Source organism: Roseateles sp. (assembly GCF_036486225.1).
Classification (GTDB): domain Bacteria; phylum Pseudomonadota; class Gammaproteobacteria; order Burkholderiales; family Burkholderiaceae_C; genus Roseateles.
In genome coordinates, this window is record NZ_DASVNZ010000299.1 from 1 (window position 1) to 15551 (window position 15551).

General features: G+C 66.4%; 10 protein-coding genes and 1 pseudogene. 5 read left to right on the forward strand and 6 right to left on the reverse strand.

The genetic code is table 11. The annotated features are described in order from the left end of the window. The 6 genes from VF536_RS19665 to VF536_RS19690 form a co-directional block, all read right to left on the reverse strand. On the reverse strand, positions 1–1085 hold a 1085-nt coding region (locus tag VF536_RS19665; protein WP_331616565.1), incomplete at its 3' end, for an ABC transporter ATP-binding protein. A 13-nt stretch (positions 1086–1098) separates the two neighbouring features. After that, a complete protein-coding gene (locus VF536_RS19670; RefSeq protein WP_331616566.1) occupies positions 1099–2484 on the reverse strand; it encodes a GH1 family beta-glucosidase in 1386 nt (461 codons plus the stop codon). 48 nt (positions 2485–2532) lie between these two features. Next, a complete protein-coding gene (locus tag VF536_RS19675; protein ID WP_331616567.1) occupies positions 2533–3405 on the reverse strand; it encodes a carbohydrate ABC transporter permease in 873 nt (290 codons plus the stop codon). A gap of 48 nt (positions 3406–3453) precedes the next feature. Next, positions 3454–4389: a sugar ABC transporter permease gene (locus VF536_RS19680; RefSeq protein WP_331616568.1), complete on the reverse strand. Its 936-nt coding sequence runs from the start codon at positions 4387–4389 to the stop codon at positions 3454–3456. Positions 4390–4404: 15 nt separating this feature from the next. Beyond that, positions 4405–5673, reverse strand: a complete 1269-nt coding sequence (locus VF536_RS19685) for an extracellular solute-binding protein (protein WP_331616569.1) — start codon at positions 5671–5673, stop codon at positions 4405–4407. Between the two features lie 265 nt (positions 5674–5938). After that, positions 5939–6964 (reverse strand): LacI family DNA-binding transcriptional regulator, encoded by a 1026-nt coding sequence (locus tag VF536_RS19690; RefSeq protein WP_088408519.1) that lies wholly within the window; start codon positions 6962–6964, stop codon positions 5939–5941. Positions 6965–7299: 335 nt separating this feature from the next. On the opposite strand from VF536_RS19690, the gene VF536_RS19695 reads away from it, so the two are divergent. The 5 genes and pseudogenes from VF536_RS19695 to VF536_RS19715 all read left to right on the forward strand — a co-directional run. Continuing rightward, entirely contained in the window at positions 7300–13032 is a 5733-nt protein-coding gene (locus VF536_RS19695) for an RHS repeat-associated core domain-containing protein (RefSeq protein WP_331616570.1), read from the forward strand. A gap of 8 nt (positions 13033–13040) precedes the next feature. Next, a complete protein-coding gene (locus VF536_RS19700) occupies positions 13041–13370 on the forward strand; it encodes a hypothetical protein (protein ID WP_331616571.1) in 330 nt (109 codons plus the stop codon). 467 nt (positions 13371–13837) lie between these two features. After that, on the forward strand, positions 13838–14116 hold the full coding sequence (locus VF536_RS19705; protein ID WP_331616572.1) for a hypothetical protein: 279 nt from the start codon (positions 13838–13840) through the stop codon (positions 14114–14116). 335 nt (positions 14117–14451) lie between these two features. After that, a complete protein-coding gene (locus VF536_RS19710; protein ID WP_331616573.1) occupies positions 14452–15252 on the forward strand; it encodes a GspMb/PilO family protein in 801 nt (266 codons plus the stop codon). A gap of 10 nt (positions 15253–15262) precedes the next feature. Further along, a pseudogene (locus tag VF536_RS19715) lies at positions 15263–15551 on the forward strand (hypothetical protein); the annotation flags it as partial.

A 15551-nucleotide genomic window follows, 5' to 3' on the forward strand; every position in this document is an offset into this window, starting at 1 on the left:
GCCGCGACGGGGACGGCGGCGCGCGGTTCGAGCGCGCGCGCTTCGGCGTCGAAAGCCAGTGCGTGGTCGGCGGTGGCGATCAGGCGGACGGTGTCGCCGTCGTGGAGCGACGCCGCGCTCGCGGGGAGCTTGGCGGTGAGCAGGTCGGCGATGCCGTCGACGCGCAGATGCAGGATGGAGGTGTCGCCGAGATGCTCGGCGAGCACGACGGTCGCGGGCACCGCGCCCTCGTCGTGGCTTGTCCCCAGAAGCAGGTGCTCGGGCCGCAGGCCGAGGCGGTTCGCCGCGGGACGCGATGCGCCGCCGAGCGCATCCCACAGGCGACGGGCCGCGCCGGGCGCGTCGGACGTCGGACGCGCGATGAAGTTGATCTTGGGCGCGCCGAGGAAGCTCGCGACGAACTCGTTGGCCGGATGGCGGTAGAGGTCCATGGGCGCGCCGAGCTGCTCGATCCGGCCCTTGTTGAACACGGCGATGCGGTCGCCCATCGTCATCGCCTCGACCTGGTCGTGGGTGACGTAGATCATGGTCGTGCCCAGCTGCTGATGCAGCCGCGTCAGCTCGATGCGCATGTCCACGCGCAGCGCGGCGTCCAGGTTGGAGAGCGGCTCGTCGAACAGGAAGACCTTGGGCTTGCGCACGATCGCGCGGCCGATGGCCACGCGCTGGCGCTGGCCGCCGGACAGCTGCTTGGGCGTGCGCTGCAGCAGGTCGGTGATGCGCAGGATCTCGGCGGTGCGGCGCACCTGCTCGTCGCGTTCGGACCGGCCGATGCCGGCCATCTTCAGCGCGAAGCCCATGTTCTCCGCCACCGTCATGTGCGGGTAGAGCGCGTAGCTCTGGAACACCATCGCCGCGCCGCGGTCGGCGGGCCGCAGCTCGTTGGCGCGGTTCCCGTCGATCAGCAGGTCGCCGCCGGAGATCTCTTCCAGGCCCGCGATCATGCGCAGCGTCGTGCTCTTGCCGCAGCCCGAGGGGCCGACGAAGACCATGAACTCGCCGTCCCGCACGTCGAGGTCGATGCCCTGGATCACCTCGTGATCGCCGTAGCGCTTGCGGATGCCGCGCAGCGTGACTTGTCCCATGACGGTCTCCCGATCAGCCCTGTCGCGCGGCCTGCCGCTGCGATACCTGTTGCAACACAAAGTCCCGGTACGCGAGCGCGCTGTCCTTCGGCGTGCGCTGCTGCGTCGCATAGTCGACGTGCACGATGCCGAAGCGCTTCGCGTAGCCGGACGCCCATTCGAAGTTGTCCAGCAGGCTCCACACCATGTAGCCGCCCATGGGCACGCCCTGCGCGATCGCGTCGCCGACGGCGGCGATGTGCGTGTCGAGGTAGCGGGTGCGGTCGGCGTCGTGCACCTGGCCGTCGGTGCCGACCGGATCGGGGAAGGCGCCGCCGTTCTCCGTCACGTACAGGCGCTTGGCACCGGGGTAGTCCTGCTTGATCGACACCAGCAGATCGGTCAGCCCTTGCGGATAGACCTCCCAACCCATGTCGGTCAGCTCCAGCCCGCTGGTCTTGTTGTCGACCGGACCGGCCGCGCTGATCATGCCGCGCGAGTAGTAGTTGATGCCGACGAAGTCGATGGGCACCTGGATCTTCGCCATGTCGCCGGCCTCGACGTAGGGCGCGTCGTGGCCCAGGTAGTCCAGCACGTCCTGCGGATAACGGCCCTCGAAGAGCGGGTCCATGTACCAGCGGCGCAGCTTGCCGTCCTCGAGGCGCGCGGCGGTGCGGTCGGCGTCGGACTCCGTCGCCGGGTACATCGGCGCCATGTTCAGCACGATGCCGAGCGAGGCCTTCAGCTTGAGCGCGCGCATCGCGGTGATCGCCAGGCCGTGGCTCAGCAGCAGGTGGTGCGAGACCTGCGCGGCGATGCGGCGGTCCTTGATGCCGGGCGCGAAGACGCCGGACTCATGGCCGAGCTGCGCGACCACCCAGGGCTCGTTGTGCGTGGCGATGGAGGCGACCTTGGCACCCAGCCGTTTGGCGATGCCGACGGCGTACTCGACGAAGCGTTCGGTCGTGACGCGGTTGCCCCAGCCGCCGATGTCCTGCAGCGCCTGCGGCAGGTCCCAGTGGTTCAGCGTGAGATAGGGCTTCAGACCGCGCGCCAGCATGCCGTCCACGAGCTTCTCGTAGAACGCGAGGCCGGCTTCGTTCCAGTCGCCCTGGCCCGTGGGCATCACGCGCGGCCAGGACACCGAGAAGCGGTAGGCGTCGACGCCCAGGCTCTTGATCAGGTCGAGGTCCTCTTCCCAGCGCTGGTAGTGCTCGCAGGCGACGTCGCCGTTGCTGGCGTCGGCGATCACGCCGGGCTGGCGGCAGAAGGTGTCCCAGATCGACGGCCCCTTGCCGTCGGCGTCGTGCGCGCCTTCGATCTGGAAGGCGCTCGTGGCGACGCCCCAGACGAAGTCGGCGGGGAAGTCCTTGGCGGCGGCCGTCGGCAGCGTGGAGGAGGCAGGCGTTGAAGATGACATCGAGGGTGTTGTTCTAGGTGTGGGAGGAGAGGGCGCGGACGTCGGGCGTCACTTCACCGCGCCGACGGTCAGGCCCGAGATGAGCTGCCGCGAGCACAGGACGAAGAGCACGATCAACGGCAGCGTCGCGATGGCGGATCCGGCCATCAGCGCGCCCCATTCGGTGTCCACCGGGCTCTGCAGCGATCGCAGCGCCAGCGGCAGCGTGTACATGTCGGGCGAGCGCATGACGACCAGCGGCCCGATGAAGTTGTTCCAGGAGGCGATGAAGGTGATCAGCCCCAGCGTGCCCAGCGCCGGCTTGAGCAGCGGCAGCACGATGCGGGCGTAGATGCCCAGTTCCCCGCAGCCGTCCATGCGGGCGGCCTCGACCAGCTCGCGCGGCACCGCGGAGCCGATGAACTGGCGCATCAGGAAGATGCCGAAGGCGCTGGCCGCGCCGGGGATGTAGAGCGCGCGCGGCTGATCGATCCAGCCGAGCAGGTCCATGATCATGAAGCTGGGGATCATGTTCATGAAGCTGGGCAGCAGCATGGTGCCCATGACCAGTCCGAACAGCGCCTTCTTGAAGCGGAACTCGTACATCGCGAAGGCGTAGCCGCCCATCGAGCAGAACAGCAGCGTCAGGCCGGTGTTGCAGATGCCGACGTACAGGCTCAGGCCGAGGTTGCGCCAGAAGGGCAGGCGCTTGGTCAGGATGTCGACGTTGGCGAGGAAGTCGTCGCCGAACCACATCGGCGGCGGCAGGCTGAAGATCTCGGTGCGCGAGTGCGTCGCGAAGACGAACATGAAATAGAACGGTGCCAGCATGATCAGCGCGCCGGCGCCAACCAGCAGGTAGGCCGACCAGGTCGTCATGCGCGGCGGCTGCGCGGCGTGGGGCGCGGCAGCGTCGAGAGGGGCGTGCATCGTGGTGCTCATGGCAGTGTGCGCGTGGTCCGGCTGGTGCGAGTGACGCTCATGGGGGCCTCAGTCGTCCTTGCGCCGGAAGGCGCGGTTGGTGAGCCAGGTCAGCCCGGCCACGATGAAGAACAGCAACCACGACATCGCGCTGGCGGCGCCGAAGTCGTTGAAGTCGAACGCGTTGCGGTAGAGGTAGACGGCGGCGCTCATGCCGGCCTGGTCGGAGCCGCCCTTGCCGCCGGTGAGGATGAAGGGTTCCTCGAACAGCTGCAGCCCGCCGATGACGCTCAGCGTCACGCCGAAGAAGATCATGGGCCGCAGGCTGGGCAGGGTGATGTGGAAGAACTGCTGCAGGCGGCTGGCGCCGTCCATGGTCGCGGCCTCGTAGAGGTCGGGCGGGATGGTCTGCAGCGCGGCCAGGTAGAGCACGACGTTGAAGCCGACGTAGCGCCAGAACACGATCATCGAGATGGCGGGCTTGAGCGCGTCGGGGTCGTTGAGCCAGTCGACGGCGGCCTGCGGCACCAGGTGGCCGAGCAGCGGGATCTCGCGCAGCGTGGCGATGGCGAGGTTGATCAGGCCGTAGTCGGTCGAGAACAGCGAGCTGAACAGGATCGCGATCGCGACCGACGAGGTGATGTAGGGCAGGAAGTACGCGCCGACCATCGGGTTGCGCCAGCGCTTGAAGGCGATGTGCAGGAAGGTGGCGAGCGGGATGGCGACCAGGTGCTGCGGCACGCCCGAGGCGACCGCGAGCCAGCCGGTGTTGCGCAGCGATTTCCAGAACCATTCGTCCTGGAGCGCGAAGGCGAAGTTGTCCAGGCCGACCCAGTGCATCGCGCCCAGACCGCTGGTGGGCTCCCAGCTGTGGAAGGCCAGGTAGAGCGAGAACAGCAGCGGGAACAGCCCGAAGACCACGAACAGCAGCAGGAACGGGGCCAGCAGCGCGTAGGGTGCGTAGCGTGGCGAGAGGCGCAGGGCCTGGGGGAGGCGGAAGCTCATCGTCGTGGTTCCGGGTCAGCGGTGCGCGCGCAGCAGCAGCAGACGCTGGGCGTCGGCCAGGGCGGTGGGGATGTCCTTGCCGCGGTCGAGCACCTTGTCGAGTTCGGTGTCGATCACTTCCTTGGCGAAGTTGTCCTGCTTGTGCACGGGGAAGGCGCGGATGTGGTCGGCGGCCTCGCGCCAGTCGCGGCGGGCCTGCTGGCCGCCGAGGAAGGGCAGCGGCAGGTCGTAGAAGGCATCGGTCTGCGCGGCGATCAGCGCGGGGAAGGCATCCTGCGCCTTGAAGGCCGCGAGCTGCTGCGTGCGGTTCATCGTCATGAACCGGATGAACTCGTAGGCCATCGGCTTGCGGGCCGCGTCGCCGTGGCGGGCGATGGCGAAGAAGGTGCCGCCGTAGGCCGCGAAGGCGCCCTCGGGGAGCTGCGCCGAGCGCCACTTGCCGCGGGTGCTGGGCGCGAGCCAGGTGTTCAGGTGGCCGGCCAGCCAGGCGCCCGACATCTGCGTGGCGATGCCGCCGCGCTTGAAGCCTTCGGACCAGTCGGAGGACCAGGCGATGACCTTGGCGTCGAGCTGCTGGCGGCGCACGGCGCGGGCGAGCTCGAAGGCGCGGACGAAGCGCGGCGTGCTCACCAGCGGGCGCGAGTCCTTGTCGAAGAACAGGCCCTCGCCGGGCTCCAGGCCGGTGCGGATGAGGATGTCCTTCATGTCGCGGGCATGGGCCATCAGGTAGGCGCCGGTCGCGGCCTTGATCTTCACGCCGGCGGCGACGTAGCCTTCCCAACTGCCGGTCAGGTCGGATTCCTTGAGCCCGGCCTTGGCCAGCAGGTCGGTGCGGTAGAGCAGGGCGCCCGGGCCGATGTCGGTGGGCACGGCGAGCACCGCGCCCTTGGGCGTGGTGGCCTGGTCGAAGGCGTAGGCGACGAAGCGCGACTTGTCGGCGCTCAGGTTGTAGGGCGGGCCGGAGAGGTCCTCGAGCCCGGTGCCCTGCGCGAAGCGGCCGAGATAACCGATCTCCAGCGCCATCACGTCGGGCAGGCCCTTGGCGGTCGACAGTGCCGTCGTCATCGCGGTGTGGTGGTCGTTGAGCTCGCGGCTCACGATCTTCACCTCGACGTCGGGATGCAGTTCCTTCCAGGCGGGGAGGGCGCTGCGGACGATCTCGTCGATGGCGGGGAAGGCGGCGACGGTCAGCGTGGTGGTGGCAGTCGCAGAGGCCGCGGCCGGCGCTGCGGTCTGCGCGGCAACGCCTGACCCCGCCTGGGCCACGCCCAAGGTCAATGCCATCGCCCATAGGCATCGTGCCCACTGCCGCATGCTGTCTGTCTCCGTCGTCGTTCTGTTTATGAAAGCGCTTTCATGATATCGAACGGGACAGCGTGACCGTACCAGGGTTATCGCTAGGGATGTGGCTTGCCTGCCTCGACCAGGGCGTCGGCCGCCTGTGCGTGGGGCCCGGACGGCAAGCGTCCAAACCCCACGCACAGCCGTCCCCCATCACCACCGCACTTCCACGGTTTTGCTACTGAGGACTTCGACAGGGCACTCCGCGTCAGAGCGAGCGTGTCGACGACCGGATGATCAGCCGCGGCTCGGGGAGCTGGGCGGTGGGATTCTTGTTGCCCAGCAGATCCAGCAGCGCCTGCGCGGCGCATCGGCCGAGCTCGAGGCCGGCCTGGTGGATAGTCGTGAGCGGCGGAATGCAATGCGCCGCGCCGGCCAGATCGTCGAAGCCGACGATGGAGACGTCTTCGGGCACGCGCAGCCCGCGCCGATACAGCGCCAGCGAGGCGCCGAACGCCATCTGGTCGTTCGCCGCGAAGATCGCGGTGAACGGCTCGCGGCTGTCGATCAGGCGCTCCACGGCCATCACGCCGCTGTCTTCCTGGAACAAGCCCGGCAGCACCAGCGCCGGCTTGTACTTCACACCGGCCGCCTCCAACGCGGCGCGGTAACCCTTCAGCCGCTCCTGCGCATCGGGGTGGACCGGATCGCCGGTGATGAACGCGATCTTGCGATGCCCCTGCGTGAGCAGGTGATGCGTGGCGAGCCGCGCGCCTTCGAAGTCGTTGAAGTTCAGCGCATACAGGCTGGGCGCCTTCAACGTCCGGCCGGTGACGACGACCGGCAGTTCCTTCGCGAGCTTGCGCAGCGACTCGTCGCTGAGCCGGCCGGTGAGCACGATGATCCCGTCGACGCGACGCGCGCGCAGCGTGTCGATGCAGCGCTGCTCTTCCTTGGCGTTCCAGTGGCCGCTGGCGAACAGCGGCACATACCCGGCGGCGTCGAGCACCTCTTCGATGCCGCGCAGCGCGACGCCGTAATACGGGCTGTCGATCGCCTGGGTCACCACGCCGACGCTCAGCGAGCGTCCGCCGGCCAGCACGCGAGCGATCGGATTCGGGACGAAGCCGAGGTCCGCGATCGCGCGGTCGACGGCGTCCTTCTTCTCCTGGCTGACGACGGCGGTGCCGTTGAGGATGCGCGAGACGGTGCTCGGCGAGACCCCGCTGACTTCGGCGACCATGCCCAGCGTCACCTTCGAGGGCGGCGTGCGGGCGGACTTGGTGCTCTTCATGAAGGGGATAGCGTTGTCGTTGCGCGGCGAGTGTAAGGGACGGTTGCGGGGTGGGGGCAGCGGACGAGTGAAGCCGGGGCGTGGCTCAACGGGTGGTTGTGAATCAAGACCTTAACGGAATGCCGACGGATTCGAAGGCATTCAGGCGCCTATCGCACACCGGTGCGAGGTCGCAGTGCAAACCCGAACCGAATTGCAAATGCCTCGAACCTAGCATCGACGCGCCATCGCGGAAGCGCGTCGCCGACACGGCGTCGGGCTTCACGCGATCAACAGGCAAAACACAAGAAAGACGGCTCGCACCCCGCCCCGGGGTCGCGGATCGGGAGGACCTCATGAAGATTCGATTCGGCCTGCAGGCCGTGGCGGCGCTGTGCGCCGCTGTCTTGACGTCGGTGCCCGCGCGGGCGATGGACGCCGACTACCTCAAGCAGCTGGTGCCGGTCGCGCAGAACAGCATCAAGCCCTACGGCGAGGACATGTTCGGCGACAAGGTCAGTCTGTTTGACGGCAGCCTCGCCTTCGAGCAGACGGACCTGGATCTCAAGGGCAACAACGAGCTGCCGGTGCGCCTGACGCGAGGCCTCGCCGTGGGACGGCGCACGACCACCTACGCCTACGATTTCCCGCTCGGTCAATGGGAGTGGAAGACGCCGCGCATCGGCGGGTCGTTCAGCAGGACCGTCGGCTGGACGGGTTATGCCAACGGCGTGCACAGCGACACCACGCGCTGCAGCGCGTTCTGGCGCCCCGGCGAGGTCTTCGTCGGCGGCCAGACCGCTTTCGACAACGACTACTGGCACGGCACCTACCTGGACGTGCCGGGCGCGGGCAAGCAGGAACTGCTCAAGCGCAGCGCGGATTACGCCGACGCGCCCACCACCGGCGGTCCTTATCCCATCGTCACCAAGCAGCAGTGGCAGGTCGGGTGTCTGGCCTCCATCAAGAATGGCAGCGGCGAAGGTTTCTACGCGATCTCCACCTCGGGCGTGCGCTACGACTTCGACTGGATGGCCGTGCGCGAGGTCGACTCCATCAAGATCGGCCAGAACGCGTTCCGCCGCCAGGACATGTACCTGATGGCCACCAAGGTCACCGACCGCTTCGGCAACTGGGTCACGTACACCTACGACCCGGCGGATCCCGAGAAGCTGACGGCCATCCAATCGAGCGACGGGCGATCCATCATGGTCACCAACTCGGGCGGCCACGCGGTCTCGGCCACCGACGGCACACGCACGTACACCTACGGCTACACGGGACGCGGCCTCACCTCGGTCACGCTGCCCGACGGCACGCAGTGGGGATACCAGCTCGGCGGCCTGATGCCGTCCGATAACCTGGGGCTGCACGCGGGGCCGGACACGGCGTGTCCGGACGGTTCGGACTACATGCGCGCCGACGTCTTCACCGGCAGCATCACGCACCCTTCGGGAGCGACGGCGTCGTTCACGATGAAGTACTTCCTGCTGGGGTACGCCGACCTGCAGGCCTTCTGCAACATCTCCAGCGGCGTGGCGCGCTACGACGTGATGCCCACGCGCGCGGTCATCGGGCTGAGCAACAAGGTCATCACCGGCGCCGGGCTCACCACGCAGGCCTGGACCTACGACTACGGCACCGTCGGCAACTGGCCCTGCGCCAGCGGCTGCAGCAACACCGACATCACCAACCCCGACGGCACGCGCACGCGGCAGGTCTTCGGCAACCGGTACCAGGACGACCAGGGGCTGCTGCGCTACGTCGTCAGCGGCTGGGACGGCGGCACCGGCGCCAAGCAGATCAGCGTCACGACGTACCAGAAGGGCGGATCGGGCCAGGCCTTCCCCGAATCCTTCGGCATCAGCTACGCGCAGTTCGCCGACTGGAACGGACCCCTCAACAAACCCACCAAGACGACGGTCATCACGCGCGACGGCGCGACGTTCACGAACCAGGTCGATGCTTTCGACGCCAACGCTCGGCCCGTGGCGCTGACCCGTACCGGGCCGGGCGGCACACGCTCCGAAGCCACGACCTACTACGACAACACGGCGCTGTGGGTGCGAGGCCAGGTCGCCGAGGTCACCTCCGGCGGCTATTCGGTCCAGTCCACCGACTTCGACACGATGGCGCGCCCCACGACGAACCGCGCCTTCGGCATTGTCAAGGGCTCGCAGACCTACAACGCCGACGGCACCGTCGCCACGAAGTCGGACGCCGCGGGCAACACCGCCACCTTCAGCAACTACAAGCGCGGCGTCGCGCAGAGCGTGCATTACCCCAACGGCGGGAATGAAAGCGGGGTCGTCAACAACATCGGCCTGGTGACCAGCTACACCGACGCCGCTGGGTATTCGTCGAGCTTCGGCTACGACGCGATGGGGCGGCTGGCGAGCATCACGCCGCCCAGCGGCTTTACCGGCACGACGGTGACCTTCCTCGGCGTGCCGACCGACGAGTACGGCATCCCGGCGGGCCACTGGCGCCAGTCGGTGAGCAAGGGCAACGCGCGCACGGTGACCTACTTCGACGCGATGTGGCGTCCGGTGATGAGCCGCACCTGGGACGCGAGCGACGAGGCCAACACCCGCAAGGTCGTGATCAAGGCCTTCGACACGCAGAACCGTGTCACCTACGAGAGTTATCCGCAGCGCGACATCACCAGCGTGGCGCTGCGCCCGGCGGGCAAACGCACGACCTACGACGCCATCGGCCGTCCCACGCAAGTGGACGCCGACAGCGAGCTGAGCGACGTCACCGCGCTGAGCACGAAGACGGAGTACCTCACCGGCTTCAAGACCCGGGTCACCAACCCGCGCGGCTTCCAGACGACGCAGACCATGTGGGCGCTGGACAAGCCCGACGAGGCGAGCATCCAGACCATCGAGGCACCGCTAGGCGTGCAGGTCAGCATCGCGCGCGACGTCTTCGGCAAACCCACGAGCATCACGCGCGGCGGGGTGACGCGTTCCTACGTCTACGACGCGGGCCAGCGCCTGTGCAAAACGGTGGAACCGGAGGTCGGCGCGACGGTGCAGGACTACGACCTGGCGGGCAACGTCGCATGGCGCGCCCCGGGTCAGGCCTTGCCGCTCACGACGACCTGCGACACGGCCAGCGTGCCCGCCACCGCGAAGATCACCTACGGCTACGACGCCATCGGCCAGTTGCTCACGACGACCTACGGAGACGGCAGCCCGGGCATCACGCGGACCTACACGCCCGACGCCAAGCTGGAGTCCATCGTCAGCAACGGCTCGACCTGGGTCTACGGCTACAACGAGCTGCGCCAGCTCAGCAGCGAGATCCTGAACTTCAGCGGTCGCCAGTTCAGCTTCGCGTGGAACCACAACAGCGCCGGGGACCTGGCCTCGCTGGTCTATCCCAATGGCTCGGCGGTGGGGTACACCCCCAACGGCCTGGGTGAAGCGACCACTGCGGGAAGCTACGCCGCCGGCGTGAGCTACCACCCCAACGGCGCCGTGGCCGGCTACACGCTTGGCAACGGCATCGCGCACACGCTGACGCAGAACAAGCGCGGGCTGCCGCTGGTGAACCGCGACGCGGGCGTGCTGCAGGACCAGTACAGCTACGACGAGAACGGCAACGTCGCCGCCATCGCGGACCAGCAGGAAGGCGTGTTCAACCGCAGCATGGGCTACGACGCGCTGGACCGACTCACCTCAGCCAACGCGCCGGGCGTGTGGGGCAACGCGAGCTACACCTACGACGCGGTGGACAACATCACCTCGGCCACGGTGGGTGCGCGCGCCAGCAGCATGGGCTACGACGGGCGCAATCGGCTCGCGACCGTCATGACCAACGGCGCGCTGTACCAGTACCAGTACGACGAGCGCGGCAACATCCTCAGCAAGGGAGACCAGTCCTACGGGTTCGATCTGGGCAACCGGATGGGGACTTCCAACCGGGGCGGCACCTACCAGTACGACGGCCACGGACGGCGCACCTGGATCCGCAACAACGACGGCTCCACGCGCGTGCAGGTCTACGGCCAGGGCGGGCAGCTGCTGTGGGGCGCGGCCGACGAGGTGCAGCCGGACGTGCCCGCGACCATCGCGAGCTACAGCTGCGCCAGCGGCACGCTCTCAGGTAGCCAGTGCCTGACGACGAGCACCTACGGCGCCACGGCCAACGGCTATGTCTGCAATGCGGGCGACAGCCTGAGCGGCACGACCTGCACGCATGTGGACACAAGCAACTACGGCGCTTCGGTGGCGAGCTGGTCGTGCAATGCAGGCGACAGCCTGAGCGGCAGCACCTGCTCGCACACGTACGTGGCCAATACCTACGGCGCCAGCCCGGTGTACGCGTGCAATGCAGGCGACAGCCTGAGCGGCAGCACCTGCTCGCACGTCGCCAGCGTGGCGGCCACGCCGGTGTATGCCTGCCCGGGCGGGTACTCGCTGAGCGGCACGACCTGCTCGCGCACGACCTCGATCGCGGCCACGCCGCAGGGCTACACCTGCGCGGGCCTGGGCTCGCCCAACGCGAACCACGAGTGCATCGGCAAGGCCATCATCGGCAACGACGAGACGGACGACGACCGCTGCCGGCTCGCCAACAGCGCCTATCCGCTGCAGTTCCTGACGTCGGCGCGCACGGGCGGCAGGAACCTGGCGTGTTACTACGCCGCCAACGTGACAAGCTACGCCTGCCCCAGCGGCGGCTCGCTCAGCGGCAGCCAGTGCGTCACCACGAGCACGCAGGCCGCCTCGATCTCGAGCTACAGCTGCTCAACCGGCACGGTGTCGGGCAGCAGCTGCCTGATCCCCTCGAACTACGGTGCATCCATTGCGCGCTGGGCGTGCAACGGCGCGGATTCGCTGAGCGGGACGACCTGCTCGCAGTACGGCACGAGCACCTATGGCGCGACGCCGAGCTACGTCTGCAATGCGGGCGACAGCCTGAGCGGCAGCACCTGCACGCACACGGCGTCCACCACCTACGGCGCCTCGGTGAGCGCATGGGCGTGCAACGCGGGAGACTCGCTTAGCGGCAGCACTTGCACGAAGACGACCGCCAGCAACGCGACGCCGAACTACAGCTGCGTGAGCGGCACGCTGTCGGCCAGCACCTGCATCGGTGGGCGCAAGCAGTCGGAGACGATGTATGTCTACCTGGCGGGCAAGCAGATCGCCGAGGTGACGGGCGGGGTGACGCAGTACCCGCACACCGACGCGTTGGGCAGTCCGGTGGCGCATTCGAGCGCGGCAGGGGCGCTGCTCAACCGGACGAGGTTCGAGCCCTACGGCTTCCCGGCGGCTGGCACCAAACCGAGCAAGGCCACCAGCGTCATCGGCTTCACCGGGCATGTGCAGGATTCGGAGACGGATCTCGTGTATATGGAGCAGAGGTATTACGATCCTTTGGCTTCGCGATTTCTCTCGATAGACCCAAATGCAGTGGAATCCGACTCCGGAGGTGGGTTTGGGCGCTATGCATATGCAAAACTGAATCCTTATAAGGTGCTTGATCCCGATGGTCGGGCCGATGTGGATGCCTTTAGCGGGGCCAACGCACCGGCATACCAATGGATCGCGCCCGCGGCGGCCGGTTTGCAGAAGTTGTTTGACGATGCTCGTATTGGAGCGAAGTCAGCCGCAGTTTCAGGAGTCGCAAATCTTGCAAATATGAAAGTAAGCGATATAGCTGCGCAATCAGATTCGGTAAAAGGCACGCTCGTACTAGGAAATATCGAGGGAAGCTATTCGCTGTCGCTTTATGACAACAATGATCTGGGAACCATATTTGCGGGAGTCAGATCGACGCCCGGCGCATACCTACAAGTTGGCGGAGAGCATCAATGGAAAATTGGAAGCATTGAAGGATTAACACTCAAAGCCAGCTCGGGAGTTGGCACTGGCGGAATAGGGGGAGTAACGGCAGGGGCCGCAGTTGCTGTAGGTCCCAAAACCGCAGGCGTGTCCGCAGGATTTGGTCTTGCCGGCAGAGGGCCAAAGAACTTCTCGTTGGGAGTCAACCCACCCAATATTGCAATTGGAGTCACAGTCAAGGTAAATTCATTTACCCCAACCGGCAGTCATATTAGGCAACAAGAGGAATAGATGTTGAGATGATAAATCCACTGATAATTGCATTCGTTGCAGGGGTCCCTGTAGTTTTTTATGTAGTTTGGGTGATATTTATTTTCAAATCCATTGGGCGAGATATTGCAATTGCGCAGGGCCGAGCCGATGAGCTTGACCAGCCCGGCAAGGAGGGATTTAATGGCTATGAAATGAATCTTTATCGTCAATTAAAAGGAGGGGCTTATCCGCTTGATATTCCCCCTGGCTTGGCCGCCCGTGCACGTGACGTAGGAAACCACCTAAAATGGAGTATGCGCATTGCTGCGTCATGGATTTTTGTGCTCCTTGTAATATATTGGGTGATTTCTTCATAGATATGCGTTCTCTGTGTCAATGCGTTAACTCATGACGCACAGAACGAGTGAAATGCCGCCTACGCATTGGAGTGACAGAAGAGGATTTCGCCGCTTTCGTACGCTGTTTTGACCTCCAGGCGAATCCAATGTGAATGATCTGACCGCGCTTCCCAGCGCTTTGATGATCCCAGCGCTCAGTTCAGCGCCGTACTGAACGCCCTCAACCTCGCCACCGCATTCACCGGCGTGGCGCCGAAGTAGCGCTTGAACTCCCGGCTGAACTGCCATTAAGTCTGAAGCGGTCAAAGTTCGACAGAAGCTGCATATCAAGCAGTACGTGGCTGAACTGGCGGTTTTGGTCGGACGGCCTGTTGTTGCCGACGACGATGTTAAGTTTTGAACAAACAAAGCTCCTTCAGGCCGACGCTAGTGATATCAGGCGGTTGCGTTGACGAATCCAAATGTGCTGCAGGAGAGACCTGAAAATGACAGAGGATGATCTGGCCGCTCTTGAACGACTGCCCGATGCAGCGCAACGTGGTCCGTGGGCATCTAATTTAGAAGGGCGGGACCATGAATCTGGCAACAGTTTCATCAAGACCGGCAATGGTACTTTGCGCGGGACTGATATCGAGCTCAGTGGTGCGACCGTGGCGGATCAGGACTTCATTGCAGCAGCTCGGCAAACGGTTCAGCAGTTGATTGATGAAATTCGAAAGCTACGGCGACGCATAGATGACACGTCGAAGCCCGAGTGCGATTAACCGTGAATCATTGAAGCAAGCATCCTGCGTTTGGATGCACACGAGCCATCCTTAGGACAATCCTCTAGTTGCTTTCGCACCTCGCGGTTCATCTCCGCCATGTGCTCGCGATAGAGTCACGCGCCGGCCATAAAACATCGAGGCCGCGCGGTGCCTGCGGCGTCGCGAATCGGGGAGGAACCACATGAGCATCACCACCTGGCGCGCCATCGGCGTGCCGAGGCGCCACTCGCGCGTCCGGAGCTCGGTCGCTTAGACCGGCGCAGCACTATGCATTCGGCAGCAGTCCCGGCCGGATTTCTTCGTTCCGTTCTTGTCTCAGCGTCTGTTCCGTCATGCGCCTGACCTCGATCAACTGGCGCGCGCTGACAGAACCCGCCGTGCTCAAGCAGCGTCTCTCGCATGCGCCGACCGCCGTGTGGGTTGCCATCGCGCTCGTGCCGCCGCTACTCGCTGGCGCGCTGCTGATCGTCGCGCGCCAGGCCGAGCACCTCTCGCTCGCGCATGAGCAGGCCACACGCACCGAGCTGGCCGCGTTGCGCGCCAAGGCCGCCACCGCGCCGGCCGCCGATGCGTCGCCGTTCGCCGCGCGCCTGCCGCTGACGCAGTCGTCCGCTCGCGCCGTCACGCATCTGCGCGAGGCGGCCGAATCGCAATCCGTGCTCGTCACCTCGATCTCCACCGCTCAACAAGCGCCAACCGCCACCACGCTCGGACGCATGAGCCTGGACGTCAACCTGCGCGGCAGCTACGCCGCGATCAAGACCGTCCTCGCCGAGCTGCTCACGCGCGATGCGCAGCAGGCAGTGCTGCAGCAGATCTCGTTGCGGCGTGCCGCCGGCGCCGCCCCGAATCCGGCGGGCGGCTTCGCGCCGATGAATGCCATGAATGGCATGAACGCGGCGCGCGCGATGACCGCGCCCGTCGGTGGTGACCTGGAAGCGCGCGTCGTCGCCACGTGGCTGAGTCGACCGCTGGCTGACTCCGCATCGGCGCGCCCGATCGGAGCAGTGCCCGCATCGATCGCCGCATCGCCGACGTCCGCGCCTGCTTCCAGCGCTGTCGCCGCTTCGGCAACAGCCAAGTCGCCTGCTCCGTCGGCGCCATCGGCCTCCGCGGCCACGCCCCGTCGCTGAAAGCGCATCGATGTTCAAGCGCACTTCGACCTCCGTTGCCGTAACCGCCAAGGGCCTGCGCCCCGGCTTGCGCTGGGCGCTGGGCCTGAGCGCCGTGGCCAGCGTCTGGGCCATGCTCGCCCCCGCCGATCCTCCAGTCGTCGCTGCCACTGCGCCCGCACCGCGGCCATCGACGCCCACCGCGGCGCGCACCGCCGCGCCGGGCCAATCGCTCGCGCTGGCCGCCATCCCCGCCCGCCTGCCCGAGCAACCCCTCGAGCCCGCCGACCGCGACCCGTTCTTGATCCCGCAGCCGCGGG

What these genes read in the sequence shown, in the direction of transcription:
- VF536_RS19680 (WP_331616568.1), bottom strand. Translation starts at nt 4,389, where the DNA reads ATGAGCTTCCGCCTCCCCCAGGCCCTGCGCCTCTCGCCACGCTACGCA.
- VF536_RS19685 (WP_331616569.1), bottom strand. Translation starts at nt 5,673, where the DNA reads ATGGCATTGACCTTGGGCGTGGCCCAGGCGGGGTCAGGCGTTGCCGCG.
- VF536_RS19670 (WP_331616566.1), bottom strand. Translation starts at nt 2,484, where the DNA reads ATGTCATCTTCAACGCCTGCCTCCTCCACGCTGCCGACGGCCGCCGCC.
- VF536_RS19705 (WP_331616572.1), top strand. Translation starts at nt 13,838, where the DNA reads ATGACAGAGGATGATCTGGCCGCTCTTGAACGACTGCCCGATGCAGCG.
- VF536_RS19675 (WP_331616567.1), bottom strand. Translation starts at nt 3,405, where the DNA reads ATGAGCACCACGATGCACGCCCCTCTCGACGCTGCCGCGCCCCACGCC.
- VF536_RS19710 (WP_331616573.1), top strand. Translation starts at nt 14,452, where the DNA reads ATGCGCCTGACCTCGATCAACTGGCGCGCGCTGACAGAACCCGCCGTG.
- VF536_RS19690 (WP_088408519.1), bottom strand. Translation starts at nt 6,964, where the DNA reads ATGAAGAGCACCAAGTCCGCCCGCACGCCGCCCTCGAAGGTGACGCTG.
- VF536_RS19700 (WP_331616571.1), top strand. Translation starts at nt 13,041, where the DNA reads ATGATAAATCCACTGATAATTGCATTCGTTGCAGGGGTCCCTGTAGTT.
- VF536_RS19695 (WP_331616570.1), top strand. Translation starts at nt 7,300, where the DNA reads ATGAAGATTCGATTCGGCCTGCAGGCCGTGGCGGCGCTGTGCGCCGCT.